Source organism: Paenibacillus marchantiophytorum (assembly GCF_014640555.1).
In the GTDB taxonomy this organism is placed as follows: Bacteria; Bacillota; Bacilli; order Paenibacillales; family NBRC-103111; genus Paenibacillus_E; species Paenibacillus_E marchantiophytorum.
In genome coordinates this window covers 371,772-388,794 of sequence record NZ_BMHE01000001.1, presented here as the reverse complement: position 1 = coordinate 388,794, position 17,023 = coordinate 371,772, and the positions used below count along the sequence as shown (strand labels likewise).

Sequence of the window (17,023 nt, the reverse complement as noted above, 5' to 3'; positions counted from 1 at the left end):
GGATGAAAGAAGCTGTTTCTACACGGGCTGTCTGGCAGAAGGGTCATTGGCAGCTTCGTTTTCCCAAATTGACACGTAAATGGAATGCGACGGAAATACTCGTTTATTTGGCTGCTATCGTCACTTTATTCATCATTGGCTGTGCGATATTTCCGGGCTGGATTGCCCCTTATGCGCCAACAGCCATGATGACAGATCAAATCCTGCAGGCGCCGAGTAAAACCCACTTGTTCGGAACGGACTATTTTGGCCGAGATATATTTAGCGTCGTTGTGTTCGGCAGTCGGGACTCGTTGTTTATCGGTTTTGCGTCTGTGCTTGCAGGTGGGCTAGTTGGCGGGATCATTGGCTCAATTGCTGGCTACATTGGCGGTGTGCTTGATACGATCTTCATGCGGATTATCGATGTTCTCATGACGATACCGGGCATATTGCTGGCTTTGGCTATTGCTGCCGCACTCGGCCCTCATTTATTCAATCTGATTTTTGCTGTAGCTGCAGCCTCTATTCCCCAATATGCCAGGGTTATGCGTGGGCAAATCTTGAGCATTAAAAACCGCTCTTTCATCACGGCTTCGCGCTCCATTGGCGCTTCAAGGGGGAGAATATTTTTCCGGCATGTGCTGACGAATGCTTGGTCTCCACTGCTTGTGATGTCCACGATTGGACTTGGCTCCTCGATCTTGGTTGGCGCAGGTTTAAGCTTCCTCGGGTTAGGTGTGCTCAAAGAGGTTCCCGACTGGGGAACATTATTATCCCAAGGCAGAGGTTACTTAACGGTTGCTTGGTGGATATGTACGTTTCCTGGCCTCGCGATTACTACATTTGTGCTATCGGTCAATTTAATCGGAGATAAGCTGCGTGACGCCTTGGATCCAAAACAGAGAAGGTCATAACTAGGGGGCGGGCAAGGTGAAGCAATTGCTGGAGATTGCGAATTTAAGTGTTGAATTTACTTCTCATTCCGGCGTTCTTAAGGCTATTGAGGACGTGTCTCTAACGATTGGGCAAGGTGAAACGGTATGTCTTGTGGGCGAATCCGGCAGCGGCAAGTCGGTTACATCCAAGTCGGTCATGCGCTTGATTGACTATGAGAATGGCAAAATTTCCGAAGGTCAGATCTGGCTGGATGGGGATGAATTGACGCGATTGCCGCAGAAAGAACTGCGGGCGCTGCGTGGCAAGAAGATGGCTATGGTTTTTCAGGAGCCAATGGCAGCCTTCGATCCCGTGTTTACCATTGGGAGTCAAATTATTGAAGTGATCATTCAGCACAAACAAGGGAATCGACATCAGGCTTGGGAGCGGGCTGTGCATTTATTGCAGCGTGTCGGCATTCCGGAACCGGAAATTCGGATGAAGCAATATCCCGGTGAAATGTCAGGCGGCATGCTGCAGCGCGCCATGATCGCTATGGCGCTTGCTTGCGGTCCGCAACTGCTCATTGCCGATGAGCCGACAACCGCGCTTGATGTGACGATTCAGGCACAAATTCTGCATTTGCTGCAGGAGCTTAAAGCGGAGTTTAATATGTCGATCCTGCTCATTACGCACGATATGGGGATTGCTGCCGAGATGGCCGATCGCATTATCGTGATGTATGCAGGGCAAATTGTGGAACAGGCTACTGTGCAGCAGTTGTTTACAACGCCTCATCATCCGTATACACGGGGCTTGCTGCGCTCCATTACAACGATAGACAGCGATCGTTCTTCGCGGTTGTTTTCCATTGAAGGGACCATTCCACCGTTATCGGAACTGCCATCGGGGTGCCGGTTTCATCCGCGCTGCCCTTATGCGTCAGATCATTGCAGGCAGGAAAGTCCACCGCTCCGTCAAGTGAATGACCGTTTAACCGCTTGTTGGCATGCGGAAGAGTTCGTTCGGCTGGAGGAATGGCAAGCTGATCGGAAGGTGTCAAGCGAAGCGGTTCCCCTCGCCGAACATCCGCGCTCAGAAGGGCAAGAGACCGTAAGGGAGACTCTTTTCGAAGTCAAAGGGTTAAGTAAATTTTATCCGCTTGGCAAAGGGGCATTCAACCGTTCTCAAGCATCTATCCGAGCTGTGGAGGATGTCTCATTTACCATTAAGAAAGGGGAAACCTTCGGTCTGGTAGGTGAATCCGGCAGCGGCAAGTCCACACTGGGCAGGGTGCTGCTGCAGCTTGAGAAAGCCACGGATGGCAAGGTGTTTTTCGGTGGACAGGATTTATCCGAGCTCTCCACCAAAGGGCTTCAGGAAGCAAGACGCGATATGCAGGTCATCTTCCAAGACCCTTACGGTTCGGTGAACCCGCGATGGAAAGTCGGCGACATTATCGGAGAACCCTTCGATATTCATCACGCTCTTAGCCGTGCGGAGAAGCGTGAGAAGGTCGAGCACTTATTGGAACTCGTCGGCTTAAACCGTGCCAGCTACGATCGGTATCCGCATGAGTTTTCAGGCGGGCAGAGGCAGCGAATTGGCATCGCGCGGGCGATTGCGCTCAATCCGCAGTTTATTCTGGCCGATGAGGCGGTATCGGCCTTGGATGTATCGGTGCAAGCGCAGATTGTGAACTTGATGCAGGATTTGCAGAAAAAGCTTGGGCTAACGTATTTATTTATCGCGCATGGTTTAAATATTGTGCGGCATATCTCGGATCGCATCGGTGTCATGTACTTGGGTAAACTGGTCGAAATTGCACCGAGTGAGGCGCTATTTCTTCATCCCACACATCACTATACCAAAGGACTGCTTTCCTCGATCCCTTCACCGGATCCAACCCGGAAACGGGAGTGGCTTGCCATTGAAGGTGAAATTCCATCCCCAGCGAATCCGCCATCCGGGTGCAGATTCCATACCCGCTGCCCGGCAGCTTCAGCCAAATGCCAAGAGGAGCAGCCGGAGTTGCGGCAAATCCGTGAAGAGCATTGGACGGCCTGTCATTACCCCTTGTAAAAGGTAGATCTTTCGTGTAACCGGGGCAACCGGTTTTCTTTCAGGCTTAATACATAGTTTATCAATTGGAATAGTGTAATATAAACATAACCCTTAGGAGGCAATTCACAATGAAAAAATTAACCATTCTTTCTTCCCTTATTCTTACCGCCGCTTTCGCAGCAGGATGCGGTGCCCAAACAAAGACTGCCAGCACAACACCGGCAGCGGCGGCAGCCACGGCGGCGGCTGGAACGACAGCGCCATCCACGCAAGCAACCGCTACAGCAGCGCCAAAAGCGGTGAAAAAGATCGTGGTGGGCACAGGAACGCAGTTCCCTAACATTTGCTTTATTGATGATAAAGGCAATCTGACTGGTTATGATGTGGAGCTTGTCAAAGAAATTGATAAGCGGTTGCCCGAGTATGAATTTGAATTGAAAACGATGGAATTCAAGAATCTGCTGCTTAGCCTGGAGACGAATAAAATTGATTTCATTGCGCACCAAATGGAAGTGAACGACGAGCGCAAGCAGAAGTTCCTTTTCAACGACGAGGCCTACAATATTTTCCCGAATAAAATTATCGTTCACAAAGACAATAACGCGGTGAAATCAATTGATGATCTCAAAGGCAAAAAGCTGTTGGTCACCGCCACAAGCAATGCCGCTGTGTTGGCTGAAAAGTATAACAAGGAACATAACACAGGCATTAACATCGTATACACGGCAGCTGGTGAAGATGCGAAGTCACTGATCAAGCAGGGACGGGCTGATGCCTCGATCAGCACGCAATTTGCTATCGATTTCGTGAATAAATCCGTAGATGCCCAGTTAAAAACAGTAGGAGAGCCATTATCCAACTCCAAAGTGTACTTTATTCTGCGCAAAGATGGCGATGAATTGAAGAAGAAAATCGATGAGGCCGTGAAAGCGATCAAAGCCGATGGTACATTGAGCAAACTGAGTACACAGTGGCTGGGAGCCGACTACACTGTGGGGAATTAGATGGGAAAATCATTCGATATCACCCTAGTCGCGAATTTTCTGCCTAAGCTGTTGTATTATTTGCCCTTGACCTTGCTTATTCTAGCAGCTTCCCTTGCTTTGGGGCTTATTCTAGGAACACTTATAGCCATTACGCGTTTGTATCGAATTCCGGTGCTGAATGAAATTTCCATCGTGTATGTTTCCTTCATTCGGGGAACGCCGATTCTGATTCAATTGTTTCTAGTGTTTTACGGCTTGCCGCTGCTGTTGGAAATTGTCCATATCAATATTTCCAGGTGGGACCCGATCTACTTCGTCATTATAACCTATGGGTTAAGCATTGCCGCGTTTAAATCGGAAAATATTCGGGCGGCGGTCAACGCCGTCGATCGGGGGCAAACGGAAGCCGCTTATGCGGTTGGCATGACGGGGACGCAGTCTTTTGCCCGAATCATAGCGCCTCAAGCGCTGCTGATTGCTTTTCCCAATTTTGCCAATTCAGTCATTGGCTTTCTGAAAGACACCTCGTTGGCTTTTTCCATTGGTGTCATGGATATGATGGGGCGCGGTCAAACCTTAATTGCGGCTACCGCTCATACGTTGGAAGTGTATATCAGCTTGACGATTATTTATTACGCAACCGTACTTATTTTTGAAAAAGTATTCAGGGTGACGGAATTCAGACTGCAAAGGCATGAACGTCCGCTAACGGGGTGAGGTAAGGGATATGAAAATTGATATTGTATTCATTTATACGGCTTTTTTTGAGATTCTCAAGGCGCTTCCGCTGACCCTTGTACTGACCTTCATTCCGCTTGTTATTGGCTTCGGTATCGGTTTATTAACCGCTTTCGCTCGCATATACAAAGTGAAATATATCTATCGGCTGCTGGATTTCTATGTTTCCTTTCTGCGGGGAACGCCGATCTTGCTGCACATCACGGTCATTTATTTCGGGCTGCCGCTCGTTATTGATCGATTGTCTGCCTATTACGGGTGGAGCTTCAAATCGTCCTCCGTGCCTTCCTTGCTGATTGTTCTGACGGCTTTCTCCATCACTGCCGGGGCGTATATGTCGGAAATCATTCGCTCCGGTATTCTATCAGTGGATCGCGGCCAGATTGAGGCGGCTCATTCCATTGGGATGTCGACGCCGCAGGCGCTTTGGCGTATTGTTGCGCCGCAAGCAATCGGTGTGATTTTACCGAATTTATGCAATATTTTTGTAGGCTTTCTGCATACTTCTTCGCTGGCCTTTACCGTATCTCAGATGGAACTTCTCGGCAAAGCAAGCGTTGTGGCGTCGGTCAGTTTAAAATTCTTGGAAGCCTATATTGCGGCAGCTTTTATTTATTGGGGTTTGACGCTGTTGGCTGAACGCTTGACGGCATTTTTGGAGAAAAAAGTCACCGTGTACAATCGAGGAGGTGTTGTATGATTCAGTTAACGAACATTCATAAGGCTTTTGGCAAAAATAAAGTGCTGAACGGTATTCATTTAACTGTTGAAAAAGGTGACGTTGTGGCGATTCTAGGGCCAAGCGGTTCCGGCAAAACAACGCTGCTGCGGTGCGTGAATTTCCTTGAGCGTCCAAATGAAGGCGAAATTTCGATTGGTGATTTTAAAATTAGCGGCAAACATCCAAGCAAGCAGGATATCCTCCAACTGCGGAAAAAAACAGCGATGGTGTTTCAGCATTATAATCTGTTTAAGCACAAAACCGTCCTGGAAAATGTGATGGAAGGTCTTGTTATCGCTCAAAAACAGCCCAAAGAAGAAGCAAGGCGCACAAGTCTCGAGGTGCTGAACAAAGTCGGGCTCTCTGACAAAATTGATGCCTATCCGAGTCAGCTTTCCGGAGGCCAACAACAGCGTGTAGGCATTGCCCGCGCACTGGCGCTTAATCCGGAAGTCATTCTATTCGATGAGCCGACCTCAGCACTGGATCCGGAATTGGTAGGCGAGGTGCTGTCGGTGATCCGCAAGATCGCGGATGATGGCGTCACTATGATTATTGTGACCCACGAAGTTAGCTTCGCGAGGGAAGTTTCGAGCCATGTTGTGTTCATGGATGGCGGCGTGATCGTAGAGCAGGGAGAACCTGAGGATGTCTTTGTTAGACCTAGAGAAGAGAGAACGAGGCAGTTCTTGAAGCGTGTAACACCGGATTGGAGTTATGTGATATAAAGGAAAGTAACGAGTGGAATTAGAAAAGGGGTGAGGACGTATACCAACCTCATATGATGTCATTATCATTGGCGCAGGGTCCATGGGAATGAGTGCCGGATATCATTTGGCGAAAAATAAGGTCAAAGTGCTGCTGATAGATAAATTTGATCCTCCGCACACTGCAGGCAGCCACCACGGGGAGACGCGGCTGATCCGTCATGCTTATTCAGGCAGTGGAACTTACACGGCAATGGCGCTTAGAGCGGATAAGCTGTGGACGGAACTGGAAGAAGCCTACGGACAGCCGTTGTTGGTCCGCAGCGGTGTGCTCAATATGGGTGCCGCGGAATCCGCGAATTTGGAGGTCAAACGGCAGGCGGCTGTTGATTTCGGAATTCAGGTAGAGCAGCTGGCTGCGGATGAAATTCGCAAACGCTGGCCCGGAGCTCAGCCTCCTGACGCTTATGTGGGCTTGTATGAAGCGAAGGCAGGTTATCTGAACAGCGAGGCTTGCGTGCGTGCCTACCGTCAGCAAGCCTTAGCCGCAGGTGCGAGACTTCTGGTGAATACGCAAGTTACCAACATTCAGGTGCACAGTAGCGGTGTTACCGTGCATACCTTGGATGGAGCCTATCACGCGGATCAGCTTGTTCTCTCTGCGGGAGCTTGGTTCGGAACATTGGAGGACATCGTTAACCTCCCCATTCGCTCTGTACGCAAAGCGGTAGCCTGGTTCCAATCGGATCAAGCGCTGTATGACGCCTCCGTCTTTCCAGGGTTTACCTTCGGGGCCGACCATGGCGGCTTCTATGGTTTTCCGAGCATTAACGGCTCCGGCGTGAAAATCGGCCGGCATGATGCGGGCCAAGTGTGGAAGCCTGGGCAGTTGTTCGCGCCGTTCGGTGCGTATCCGGACGATGAACAAGATTTGCGCCGAGCGCTGGAAGCCTTTCTGCCGCAAGCAGCAGGGAGAGTGGTTCGCACGGCTGTATGCAAATATGAAGTGACGCCAGATGAACACTTCATTATCGATCGTCATCCCGTACACAAGCATGTGCTGCTTGCGGGAGGTTTCTCTGGCCATGGCTTCAAATTTGGCAGTGTCGTCGGTGAAATGTTGAAGGATTTGATCCAGAAGGGTCAAACGGACTACGATATTTCCTCCTTTGCCTTATCCAGGTTTCAGAATGCGGAAAGTGTCCAATAAATAGGAAGGTGATGACATGAGCGAGGTGTATCGTTTAGCAACGATTGACGATGCAGAAGAACAATTTCAAGTAATTCATCGCGCGTATGCGTCTATCCGCGAGCTGGGCATTACGTTTCTAGCAGCGAATGCGGATATTGATCTCATTAAGGATAATTTGCTGAATAATACCAACTATGTACTAGAGATTGACGGTTCTATTGCGGCTACTCTTTCTTTGAAAAATTTGCCGGAACTGACTGAGCTGCCCTTCTTATATTGGTTTGCAGTTTCACCAGCTTACAAGAATCAAGGTATTGGCAATCGGCTGCTCGCGTATGTGGAAGAAGTGATTGTGCGCGATACTCTGCTCGCAGACGGAGTCGTCCTTGCTACTTCGCAAAACCATCCGTGGCTGCTTACGATGTACCAACGAAAGGGTTATGAAGCCTTTTTCCAAAGGCCGCTTGGAGATTCGGATACATTAATCTTTTTGAAGAAAAAGTTGTTAAAGCAGGCTAGTCTTGCCCAATAAAAGCAGAAAAGAGCAGTCGTTAGCAAGGGGAACGACTGCTTTTGCTATTCTGTGCTTATTTGTGTTACAGTTAGTTTAGAGGTGATGTAGATGTTGAAATTGGGGATTTTGGACCAATCACAAATAGGCGAAGGCCGTAATGCTGCAGAAACGTTAGTTGAAACGACAGAACTGGCGCAAGAAGCAGATCAACTTGGTTATACACGTTATTGGGTATCCGAGCATCATGCCTCGCAAGCGCTGGCTCATTCCAGCCCAGAAGTGCTGATTGCTCATCTGGCGGCCAAGACGAAGCGGATTCGCTTAGGCTCCGGCGGTATTATGATGCCGCATTACAGTGCTTATAAAGTAGCAGAAAATTTTCGTTTGTTGGAGGCTCTTCATCCTGGACGAATCGATGTAGGTCTGGGGCGCGCGCCCGGCGGGATGCCGATTTCTACACGCGCACTGCAAGAGGGCAAGTATACAGGCGTCGACCAGTACCCGCAGCAGGTGGCGGATTTGACGGGCTATCTCCATGATGCGCTGCCGGGGAATCACCGATTCGCCGGGCTTCATGCGTCGCCTGTCATCAACACAGCACCGGACATCTGGCTGCTAGGCTCCTCGTATGACAGCGCCCGAATTGCCGCGGATCAAGGAGCTGCTTTTGGCTTTGCGCAATTTTTCGGCAATGCGGATTGCGAACAAGCTTTGCGCATTTATCGGGAGCACTTTAAGCCATCGATCTTGAATGCACAAGCCCATTCTCTGGCGGCCATTCTGGTTATTTGCGCAGATACGGAAGAAGAGGCCAAGCGTTTGGCGACGAGCACGGACCTATTCTTTCTCTCGCTGGGCCGCGGCGCGCTGCTGCCATCTTTCCCATCTGTAGAGACGGCGATGAACTATCCGTATACGGAATCCGATCTACAGCTGATTCGCGGCCGTCAGCACAAACGGGTTGTCGGAACGCCGGAGCAAGTGAAGGCGGAAATTCTCAAGTTGAATGAAGCGTACCAAGCGGATGAAATCATGGTCGTATCGCCGATTCATGACGCGGCGGCACGTGTTCATTCTTATCGCTTACTGGCGAAAGCTTTCGAGTTGCAAGGATAAACTTGTATAGACAGGTCACAATTTGCAGCAAATATTTGCGTTTTTCCGCGTCTGCCTTTACACTTAAAACAAAAATGGAGTGGTGAAATGAGTAAAGGCAGAGTGTGGAACAAAGGAAAACGCAATGGCGGCGGCGGACCTGCGCCGGGAACGAGCTACAAAGAAAAGCTTGAAGCTACCTTGAAAGAAAAAGGCAAGTATGTTGAAGTTATTGATCTTAAAAATCCGATTAACCAAGTGAAGCAGATGAATCGTGACAATTGGGTGGAACGTCCTGTTCGTGTAATCGGGCAGAAGCCGAAAGTATAGGAACAGCAATGTACCAAAGAGCCTCAATTCATCCGTGATGATGATTGAGGTTTTTTTAGATGATATGTTTTGGGGTGAGCGCGGAGTTGCTCCAGCCGCCCTGTGCGAACAGAGTCAGGGAACTGCAGTCCGCTATTCTAGCCAAAAGTATCCATATCGCAGGGGTGAGGGAACTACAGTCCGCTATTTTGCTGTTTCAAGGCAAATTCAGCGTTTTTCGTGGAAATAAGACCCTGTAGTTCCGCTAATACCACAGCATCCCAGCTATTTGCCTATATAGCGTCCTCTAGTTCCCTTAACAGGTTTTGTCGCTACTAAGAGGCTGATCTCTCAGGGCGGCGAAGCCGTTTTTCTTTTTCGTGCTGCGGTGGAAAATGTCCATGTACATTGATTCCATATTACTTATAATTGGGGTAATGGATACAATGCAGTAAATAATTAATAGAGGTGCTTACGATGGAGAATGGTGAGAGATGGTGTCAAATTGACAATAAGGTAGATAGCGATTGTTCGCTTACGCTGGAATTGAATCATATGTATAAATCCTCTTGGTTTGATCAAATTGTCAGGCTGCCTGAACAGATGGGACAAGGATACTGGCGGCGTGTGCAACCCAATTCATTTTTGGAATTGGTTATTTGTGATGTTTCCTTTCATGACAATATGAAAATGAGCAGCAAGGAAGGGGGGAACAGCCTAAACCTTGGATTTTGTCTAGGGGAGAGCATACATTGGAGCGTTGCTGGGCAGCCAGGGGAGTTTGGGTTGGAGTCTGGCGGGGTGTCGGTCTATGGTGATAATGATGCAAGCAATAATTGTCAGTATGAGCGAGACAGACGTTTTCAAGGATTGACGATTAAATTCAATCATACGGAGTCGAATGGCGCGCTGCAGCATCTTCCTTTGCACAAACTGACTTCGGTGTTAGCGGCTAATTGCGGACTGTATTATAACACGGAATCGACCCCCGCCCTGAAGCGGGTTGTTCATGAGATTACGCATTGTCAGTACCAAGGGGATATCAAACGTATTTATTTGGAAGGAAAAGTTATGGAGTTAGTTGCTATTTATTTAAGCGAATCTTTGATGGAGAAGAATCTTAGCAGCACTTCCACATCAGGGTTATCCCGAACAGATATAGCAAGCCTGCACCGTGCCAAAGACATCGTCGATGCCGATTTGATTGCTCCTCCTAGTCTGGCGGCGCTTGCCCAGTGTGTTTGCCTTAACGAATTTAAGCTCAAGAAAGGGTTTAAGCTGTTATTTGGCCTGCCCGTTTACGCTTATGTAATTGATCAACGACTGGAAAGAGCTTTTGGATTGTTAAGAGAAAGCCACATCACGATTACGGAGGCAGCTTCTGCCGTCGGTTTCGGTAAAGCGGGCCATTTTTCGGAACATTTCAAAAAGAAATTCGGTGTCAATCCTTCCGATTATTTCCGACATCTGAAGCGCTAGCCAAGCATTCAATCCGTTTTCGTGTCTTAAAACTCCCGATTGGGGTATCTCCATCCAGAACATCTGTGAGATAGTAGGTTGCGACAACTGATGATGACGAATAGAGCATGAACTTTTTTTTCAAGTTCAATTGATAATGATTATTATTATCTGTGAGTTAGGAATCAGGGGATGTTACAACATGATGAGATACCGGGAGGAGAAAGTCAATGAGAAACGTAATGAGATTGGCCGTTGTATGCTGCATTCTGGTGTTGGCGGGATGCGGGATTTCACAGACAAGCGGAGGAAAGGAATCTTCCAAACAACAGGTAATTGTTAATCCGAATAGCCAGAAGGTCACGGTTCCGATAAATCCAAAGCGTATCGCCGATCTATCGGGATCAACAGAGGAACTTTTGTTGCTCGGGATTAAACCCATTGCCTCAGCGAATGCGGATTATGGAGATCGGAAGGTGTTTTCCCCGACAATTAAGGATCCTTTGGGGAAGGATACAGTTAATCTCGGATGGTATGGGGAAGCAATCAGTGTAGAGGCAGTGATGTCGGTTGAACCGGATTTAATTATTCTTGGCAGCTTGTTCAATCAGGAAATGTACGATCAGTTATCGAAAATCGCGCCTACTGTAATTGTCCCGCACCCTTATTATGAGTGGAGAAACCGATTGGATTTCCTAGCCAAGCTTCTTGGAGAAGTAGATAAGAAAGATAAATGGTTGGAAACCTACGAAAGCAAGGTCGCAGCATGGAAGAAGAAGTTGGAACCAATTCTTCAGGGGGAGTCTTTAGCAGTCATTGAAACTTATCCCAAAAATCTAGTCGTCTATTTGTCCACGGGAACGGCTGAGCTTGTTTACAAGGATCTGGGCATCAAGAAGGCGACGGGAATTCCAGAACCAGAAGCTTGGGGCGGCATTCAAATCGCTCTGGAAGGATTGTCTACGATCAACCCAGACCATTTGATTTTCATGGAAAACAGCGAAAACAAAATGAGTGACAGTCAGGTATGGACCAATATGAAGGCCGTACAGAAGAAGAACATCTACAAGATCACGAATGTCGATAACTATAATTATTCCTATACAGCATTGGGTCGCATGGTTCTATTGGATAAGCTTGGACAGCTAATTCTGGATAAACATAAACAAAGCTAGGATGAACAGGGAGGATGAGAAATGGATTCGAAAGTTGAAATGAGGAGCTTACTGCAAATTGCCAGTGAGAAAAAAGGGCTGCTGATCGTAGCAAGCTTGTTTTCAGTCATTTCCAGTTTGCTGCAAATCGCTCCTTTTGTCTCTGTGTACATCATCGTTCAAGAGCTTCTGCAGCATGCTGGTAATCCAGCGGGCGCTGATCAGGCACTTATTCTGTATTGGGGTATCTTTGCCTTGGTGGCTTTGATTGGCGCTTTGGTCGCGCTGTATATCGGGGGCATGTGTTCACATATCGCAGCCTTCCGTATTCTCTATGAGCTGAGAGTGTGGCTTACGGAGCATATAGCCAAGGTGCCGATGGGTTACCATACCTCAACAGCAACAGGCGAATTGAAGAAGATTATCGAGGTTAGCGTTGAAAAAATAGAGAAATTTATCGCCCATCAATTGCCTGATATCGTAAGCGCAGTTATGATTCCAATTCTGTTGATTGGCTATTTGTTCTGGATGAATTGGAGTTTGGCGCTCGTGCTGCTGGTCCCTATCGGCATTGGCTTCTGGCTGCAAAGCAAGTTATTCGGCAGCGCGAGCGGTCAGCAAGCTTATCGCGAGTTTCAGCATGCTGTAGAAAACATGAATGCGACAGGCGTGGAATATATTCGGGGCATGCCTGTGGTGAAAATATTCGGGATCAAAGCAGATTCCTTTCTAACGTTCAAGCAAGCGGTTGTCGAGTATCGTAATATTTCGTTGCGAATAACGGATTTATATAAGATACCATATGGTCTATTTTATGTAATTGTCAGTTCATTGTTCACTTTCGTTGTCCCTGTTGGCATTCTACTCTCAAGCGGCAATGCTGGCAGCCAATCGTTCGCTATTACTTTCCTGCTCTTCATTATTCTTACCCCCAGCTTATCCGTGCCGCTGTTGAAATTAATGTTTGTGGGCAGTGGAATGAGAGAAGTGGTGGAGAACAACAAGCGGATCGAAGCGGTTTTCGCGGAGGCTATCGTGATGGAGCCGTCTTCACCGCAGGTCCCAACAGCGTATGATATCACTTTCAAGAATGTCTCATTCGCCTATGAACGCACAACCAGCAAGAATTTCAAACCGATCTTGAAGGATGTTCAATTTATGGCAAAAGCCGGCGAGATGACGGCCTTAGTCGGTCCTTCCGGCGGAGGCAAATCAACGATTGCCAGTCTGTTGCTGCGCTTCTGGGACGTTCAGGAGGGAGAAATCGCGATAGGCGGCGTATCGCTTCGCGATATGGGTACGGAAATGTTGATGGATAAGATTTCCTTTGTATTCCAGGACGTGCATCTGTTCTATGATACGATCGAAGCGAATATTCGCATGGGCAATATCGATGCATCCGAAGCTGAAGTGATTGCGGCTGCCAAGACGGCCTGCTGTCATGAATTTATTACGAAGCTTGCTCAAGGTTACGCCACCAAGATCGGTGAAGGCGGCACCTATCTATCTGGCGGCGAGGCGCAGCGAATTGCTATTGCGCGGGCCTTGCTGAAGAACGCCCCCATTCTGGTGCTGGATGAAGCGACAGCCTATGCAGATGCAGAAAATGAAAAGAAAATCCAAGGTGCACTGGTTGAACTTGTCAAAGGGAAAACGGTCATTATGATCGCGCACCGTTTGTCTACGATTCGTGCTGCCGAGCAGATACTGGTCGTGCAAAAAGGAGAAATCGTAGAGCGGGGAACACATGACGAACTGCGGGCCCTGAGCGGATTATATGAACAGATGTGGCAAGCTCATATCAGCTCGGCTTCATGGAAGCTCGGCGTGAAAGAATCCACGCTGACGGATCGCAAGAAGGAGGGCTCAAGCCATGAATCGTTACTTTACTAACATTTCTGGAGGGAATATCCGAAATTTGTGGCCTTCTGCCTTTGCCGCCGTATTGGATGGAATCGTTAAAGTGATTCCAGCGGCGCTGCTGGTTGATCTATTCAACACGTACTACGTTTTCATTGCTGATCCGAATAAGGCTTTAGATGTCAGCCGGCTTTGGATAGATTGTATTATTTTGTTCGTCTGGCTATTGGTATCGTATGCTACATTTGCGCTGCTGTATGATAAGTCTTATCGCGCAGCTTATACCTTGGCTGCCGATGGAAGGCTCAAATTGGCCGAGTATCTGCGTCATTTATCCCTAGGCTATTTTGGCAAACGTGATCCCGGTGATTTAACGAATTTATTGCTAGGCGATTACGCGCAAGTCGAACATACGATTTCTCATAATGTGCCACAACTTATCACGGCCATTATGCTGCCAATCTTAGCGTTAGTTGGCTTAGTATTCCTCGATTGGCGAATGTCACTGGCCATGTTCATGGCTATACCGTTGGGCGTGCTGTTATTATGGCTGACAGACAAGCTTCAGGCACAGCTCAGCAGGAATCATGTTCAAGCCAAGAATGAAGCAGCAAGTCGGCTGCAAGAATATTTAACTGGCATTCGTGAAATTAAAGCACATAATCTGGGTGGGAAAAGATTCGAACGATTGCGTTTGTCCTTTGATCGCTTGATGCGCGCATCTATTCGCCTGGAAGGCATCATGGGACCTGTGATTATGGGAGCGATGCTGCTGACTCGTTCCGGTATGACAATTATGATTGTTGTCGGCAGTTATCTATTGGCAAGCGGTACACTTACACTTCCTGTCTTTCTCCTGTTCCTGTTGGTGGGGAGCCGAATTTTTGAGCCATTGACCTTGGTGCTGATGAGCTATGGCGAAATACGTTATTCGGCTTATAGTGCGCAGCGCATCATGGACGTGCATAGGGAACAGCCGATGCAGGGGACCTACAGCATAAAGCCGTATGGCTCGATTGTTTTTGATCGGGTAACCTTTGGTTATGAGGCTCATTCGCCCGTGTTGAAAGACTTGTCTTTCACCATTGAGCCCAGAACGATCACGGCTTTGGTTGGGCCTTCTGGCAGCGGGAAGAGTACCGTAACACGCCTCATTGCCCGCTTCTGGGATGTAGATCAGGGGTCGATCAGCATTGGTGGGCAAGCGCTGCGTGATGCCGATCCGGAGAAACTTTTCAAGCATATTTCGATGGTATTCCAAGATGTGTATCTATTCCAGGATACCATCGGCAATAACATCCGAATCGGGAATATGGAAGCTACTCAGGAAGCAGTAGAAGAAGCGGCCAAGCGGGCGTGCTGCCACGAATTCATCTCCCAATTGCCACAAGGTTATGACACGCCAGTGGGAGAAGGTGGCTCCACGCTATCAGGCGGGGAGAAGCAGCGACTTTCCATTGCGCGCGCTTTATTGAAAGATGCCCCGATTGTGCTGCTAGACGAAGCAACGGCCTCGCTCGATCCCGAGAACGAATCCGCTGTGCAGCAAGCCATTAATGAGTTGGTTGCGAATAAAACCCTGATTATCATCGCCCACCGCCTAAAAACCATTCAAAACGCAGACAGCATTCTAGTGCTGGATGAAGGTAGGCTTGTTCAAAAAGGCACGCATAGTGAGCTAATCTTGCAGGATGGTATCTATGCGAATCTATGGAACTTGCAGCAGGATTCTGACGGTTGGCAAGTGAAGTAGCAGAAGATGTGCAGCTTTGTTGCTCCTCCTCCTCCTAAGCTAACAGGAAAAGCTCCCGTTATTCTAATGAATTCCGCATGAAAAGTTGGATTACATGGAAAAGCTCCCTCTATTACTGATGAACGCTCGCAGAATTGCGATATTCTCAGAGAGTAGAGGGAGTTTTTCCCGTTAGATGGCTGAAAAAAGTGGTTTTAACAAAAATAGCAGGAGAAATTCCTATAAAATTTGTTTTGTAGCTATCACAGAATATTGTCCTGCGCGATAGTAGGGATAGTCCATCTTCACTTGCACTTGCTGCACGAACACGGAATCCGTAAGGGATTCAACGACAAACAGTCCTAAGTCTAGCGAGGCCGAAACGCCGCCTCCGGTAAAGAGATTTCCGTCTTTGACAAGACGTGTTTCGATAACCTCAGCACAGTAAGGGGCTAATAATTCATAAGCAGATGGATTGGTTGTGGCCTTCTTGCCTTGAAGAAAACCGGCTGCCCCTAGCAACAATGCACCTGTGCAGACTGAAACTTTGTAAGTGGCGGCAGATGCAGTTTGGAGCCATGTGATAAAGTCAGCATCATATCGTAGTTGACGGGTTGCAAATCCACCTGGGACAAATACTAAACCATAACCGGAAAGATCGGGAGAGACACGATTAGCTTTCATTATTAACCCGCGATCATCGGTTATTTCCTCTTGCATGGCACAGAAGTCCCAGGAAACATCAGCTTTTGCCCCCAGTATCCGCAGCCAAGTAATTGCTTCATAGAACCCTGTGAAGTCTAGCGTTGTTACACCATCAAACAAAACGAAGGCAATTTTCATAGTGAAGCACCTGACCTTTCTTGTGTCCATAAAACAAAAAAAAGCACTTGATCTATGATCAAATACTTTGCCCAGGCGTACGGCTGTCTGCAATGTGCTCCCTCATGGTACCCCATGTTTACGCCAGTTACACATCGGTTCAATTACAAGTATTTTACAATTATTATCCTAAAATTTCAACTTCATTTTTCGAACGAATAGCACGACTTATTCCTGTGTTATCCCCATATGAATGGAAGAGGAGTTTGCAAACAGGCGAATAGGGGTTCACAGGGAGGAGGGGATACATGCATGAAATCCGTATTTAAACTGGAATTAGAAGAAGCCAGGGTCATGATCGAAGCGGGTGTTCAAGCAGCAAGAACTGCCGGCACAGCGGAGACGATCTGCATTGTCGATGATGGCGGGTATTTGATTGCGCTGGAACGAATGAATGGTGCTCGGAATACGAGTCCTGACATGGCGATTGCCAAAGCCTTCACCGCCAGCGGTCACAGGCGATCGACGCACTTATTCACGCAGCCTGGGGGGCCGGCGACGATTCATGGGGAAGCTTTTGGCATACATGCGATGATGCCGGGCAAGTTTGCTATTTTCGTTGGCGGTATTCCAATTGTGGTTAATGGAACTGTCATCGGGGGCGTCGGTGTCAGCGGAGGGAACGGGGAAGATGATATTGCTGTTGGTGTTGCGGCACTGAAGGCGCTGCAGGGTCATTTGGGGAATTCTTACACGGTTCTAACGGAGCCTGATATCAAAAAGTAAGCGATTTAACGAGCCAAAAGAGGGCCG

16 protein-coding genes and 1 riboswitch are annotated in these 17,023 nt (G+C 48.1%); of the genes, 15 read left to right on the top strand and 1 reads right to left on the bottom strand.

What is annotated here, in order from left to right:
• Nucleotides 1-2 precede the first annotated feature (2 nt).
• From IEY34_RS01765 to IEY34_RS01700, 14 genes are all read left to right on the top strand, one after another.
• Entirely contained in the window at nucleotides 3-896 is an 894-nt protein-coding gene (locus IEY34_RS01765; RefSeq protein WP_189006687.1) for an ABC transporter permease, read from the top strand.
• 16 nt (nucleotides 897-912) lie between these two features.
• Nucleotides 913-2,940, top strand: a complete 2,028-nt coding sequence (locus IEY34_RS01760; protein WP_189006685.1) for an ABC transporter ATP-binding protein — start codon at nucleotides 913-915, stop codon at nucleotides 2,938-2,940.
• A 110-nt stretch (nucleotides 2,941-3,050) separates the two neighbouring features.
• Nucleotides 3,051-3,926 carry a transporter substrate-binding domain-containing protein gene (locus tag IEY34_RS01755; RefSeq protein WP_189006683.1) on the top strand — a complete coding sequence of 292 codons (876 nt, stop codon included), beginning with the start codon at nucleotides 3,051-3,053 and terminating at the stop codon, nucleotides 3,924-3,926.
• On the top strand, nucleotides 3,927-4,625 hold the full coding sequence (locus tag IEY34_RS01750; protein WP_189006681.1) for an amino acid ABC transporter permease: 699 nt from the start codon (nucleotides 3,927-3,929) through the stop codon (nucleotides 4,623-4,625).
• A gap of 10 nt (nucleotides 4,626-4,635) precedes the next feature.
• Nucleotides 4,636-5,346, top strand: coding sequence for an amino acid ABC transporter permease (locus tag IEY34_RS01745; RefSeq protein ID WP_189006680.1), 711 nt, complete (start codon nucleotides 4,636-4,638; stop codon nucleotides 5,344-5,346).
• Entirely contained in the window at nucleotides 5,343-6,095 is a 753-nt protein-coding gene (locus IEY34_RS01740; RefSeq protein WP_189006678.1) for an amino acid ABC transporter ATP-binding protein, read from the top strand. Before IEY34_RS01745 ends, IEY34_RS01740 begins: the two co-directional genes overlap by 4 nt.
• A gap of 40 nt (nucleotides 6,096-6,135) precedes the next feature.
• Nucleotides 6,136-7,284 (top strand): N-methyl-L-tryptophan oxidase, encoded by a 1,149-nt coding sequence (gene solA / locus IEY34_RS01735; protein WP_189007068.1) that lies wholly within the window; start codon nucleotides 6,136-6,138, stop codon nucleotides 7,282-7,284.
• A 16-nt stretch (nucleotides 7,285-7,300) separates the two neighbouring features.
• The gene (locus IEY34_RS01730; RefSeq protein ID WP_189006676.1) at nucleotides 7,301-7,798 is read left to right on the top strand and encodes a GNAT family N-acetyltransferase; all 498 of its coding nucleotides are present in this window, start codon (nucleotides 7,301-7,303) and stop codon (nucleotides 7,796-7,798) included.
• Between the two features lie 90 nt (nucleotides 7,799-7,888).
• The gene (locus IEY34_RS01725; protein ID WP_189006674.1) at nucleotides 7,889-8,896 is read left to right on the top strand and encodes an LLM class flavin-dependent oxidoreductase; all 1,008 of its coding nucleotides are present in this window, start codon (nucleotides 7,889-7,891) and stop codon (nucleotides 8,894-8,896) included.
• Nucleotides 8,897-8,983: 87 nt separating this feature from the next.
• A complete protein-coding gene (locus IEY34_RS01720; RefSeq protein ID WP_189006672.1) occupies nucleotides 8,984-9,205 on the top strand; it encodes a hypothetical protein in 222 nt (73 codons plus the stop codon).
• Nucleotides 9,206-9,661: 456 nt separating this feature from the next.
• Nucleotides 9,662-10,663, top strand: a complete 1,002-nt coding sequence (locus IEY34_RS01715; protein ID WP_229757411.1) for a helix-turn-helix transcriptional regulator — start codon at nucleotides 9,662-9,664, stop codon at nucleotides 10,661-10,663.
• Between the two features lie 209 nt (nucleotides 10,664-10,872).
• Nucleotides 10,873-11,817 carry an ABC transporter substrate-binding protein gene (locus IEY34_RS01710; protein ID WP_189006663.1) on the top strand — a complete coding sequence of 315 codons (945 nt, stop codon included), beginning with the start codon at nucleotides 10,873-10,875 and terminating at the stop codon, nucleotides 11,815-11,817.
• Nucleotides 11,818-11,838: 21 nt separating this feature from the next.
• The gene (locus tag IEY34_RS01705; RefSeq protein ID WP_189006660.1) at nucleotides 11,839-13,689 is read left to right on the top strand and encodes an ABC transporter ATP-binding protein; all 1,851 of its coding nucleotides are present in this window, start codon (nucleotides 11,839-11,841) and stop codon (nucleotides 13,687-13,689) included.
• Nucleotides 13,670-15,409, top strand: coding sequence for an ABC transporter ATP-binding protein (locus IEY34_RS01700; RefSeq protein WP_189006656.1), 1,740 nt, complete (start codon nucleotides 13,670-13,672; stop codon nucleotides 15,407-15,409). The genes IEY34_RS01705 and IEY34_RS01700 overlap by 20 nt, the downstream gene beginning before the upstream one ends.
• Nucleotides 15,410-15,628: 219 nt before the next feature.
• Here the strand turns inward: IEY34_RS01700 and IEY34_RS01695 are convergent, their stop codons facing one another.
• Entirely contained in the window at nucleotides 15,629-16,231 is a 603-nt protein-coding gene (locus IEY34_RS01695) for a DJ-1/PfpI family protein (RefSeq protein WP_189006653.1), read from the bottom strand.
• Between the two features lie 62 nt (nucleotides 16,232-16,293).
• Nucleotides 16,294-16,372, bottom strand: a riboswitch (ZMP/ZTP riboswitch).
• Nucleotides 16,373-16,522: 150 nt separating this feature from the next.
• Between IEY34_RS01695 and IEY34_RS01690 the strand changes: the two genes are divergently transcribed.
• Nucleotides 16,523-16,996, top strand: coding sequence for a GlcG/HbpS family heme-binding protein (locus IEY34_RS01690; RefSeq protein WP_189006651.1), 474 nt, complete (start codon nucleotides 16,523-16,525; stop codon nucleotides 16,994-16,996).
• The last annotated feature ends 27 nt before the right edge of the window (nucleotides 16,997-17,023 follow it).

What these genes read in the sequence shown, in the direction of transcription:
- IEY34_RS01705 (WP_189006660.1), top strand. Translation starts at nt 11,839, where the DNA reads ATGGATTCGAAAGTTGAAATGAGGAGCTTACTGCAAATTGCCAGTGAG.
- IEY34_RS01750 (WP_189006681.1), top strand. Translation starts at nt 3,927, where the DNA reads ATGGGAAAATCATTCGATATCACCCTAGTCGCGAATTTTCTGCCTAAG.
- IEY34_RS01755 (WP_189006683.1), top strand. Translation starts at nt 3,051, where the DNA reads ATGAAAAAATTAACCATTCTTTCTTCCCTTATTCTTACCGCCGCTTTC.
- IEY34_RS01715 (WP_229757411.1), top strand. Translation starts at nt 9,662, where the DNA reads ATGGAGAATGGTGAGAGATGGTGTCAAATTGACAATAAGGTAGATAGC.
- IEY34_RS01690 (WP_189006651.1), top strand. Translation starts at nt 16,523, where the DNA reads ATGAAATCCGTATTTAAACTGGAATTAGAAGAAGCCAGGGTCATGATC.
- IEY34_RS01740 (WP_189006678.1), top strand. Translation starts at nt 5,343, where the DNA reads ATGATTCAGTTAACGAACATTCATAAGGCTTTTGGCAAAAATAAAGTG.
- IEY34_RS01710 (WP_189006663.1), top strand. Translation starts at nt 10,873, where the DNA reads ATGAGAAACGTAATGAGATTGGCCGTTGTATGCTGCATTCTGGTGTTG.
- IEY34_RS01720 (WP_189006672.1), top strand. Translation starts at nt 8,984, where the DNA reads ATGAGTAAAGGCAGAGTGTGGAACAAAGGAAAACGCAATGGCGGCGGC.
- IEY34_RS01745 (WP_189006680.1), top strand. Translation starts at nt 4,636, where the DNA reads ATGAAAATTGATATTGTATTCATTTATACGGCTTTTTTTGAGATTCTC.
- IEY34_RS01730 (WP_189006676.1), top strand. Translation starts at nt 7,301, where the DNA reads ATGAGCGAGGTGTATCGTTTAGCAACGATTGACGATGCAGAAGAACAA.
- IEY34_RS01765 (WP_189006687.1), top strand. Translation starts at nt 3, where the DNA reads ATGAAAGAAGCTGTTTCTACACGGGCTGTCTGGCAGAAGGGTCATTGG.
- IEY34_RS01700 (WP_189006656.1), top strand. Translation starts at nt 13,670, where the DNA reads ATGAATCGTTACTTTACTAACATTTCTGGAGGGAATATCCGAAATTTG.
- IEY34_RS01725 (WP_189006674.1), top strand. Translation starts at nt 7,889, where the DNA reads ATGTTGAAATTGGGGATTTTGGACCAATCACAAATAGGCGAAGGCCGT.
- IEY34_RS01695 (WP_189006653.1), bottom strand. Translation starts at nt 16,231, where the DNA reads ATGAAAATTGCCTTCGTTTTGTTTGATGGTGTAACAACGCTAGACTTC.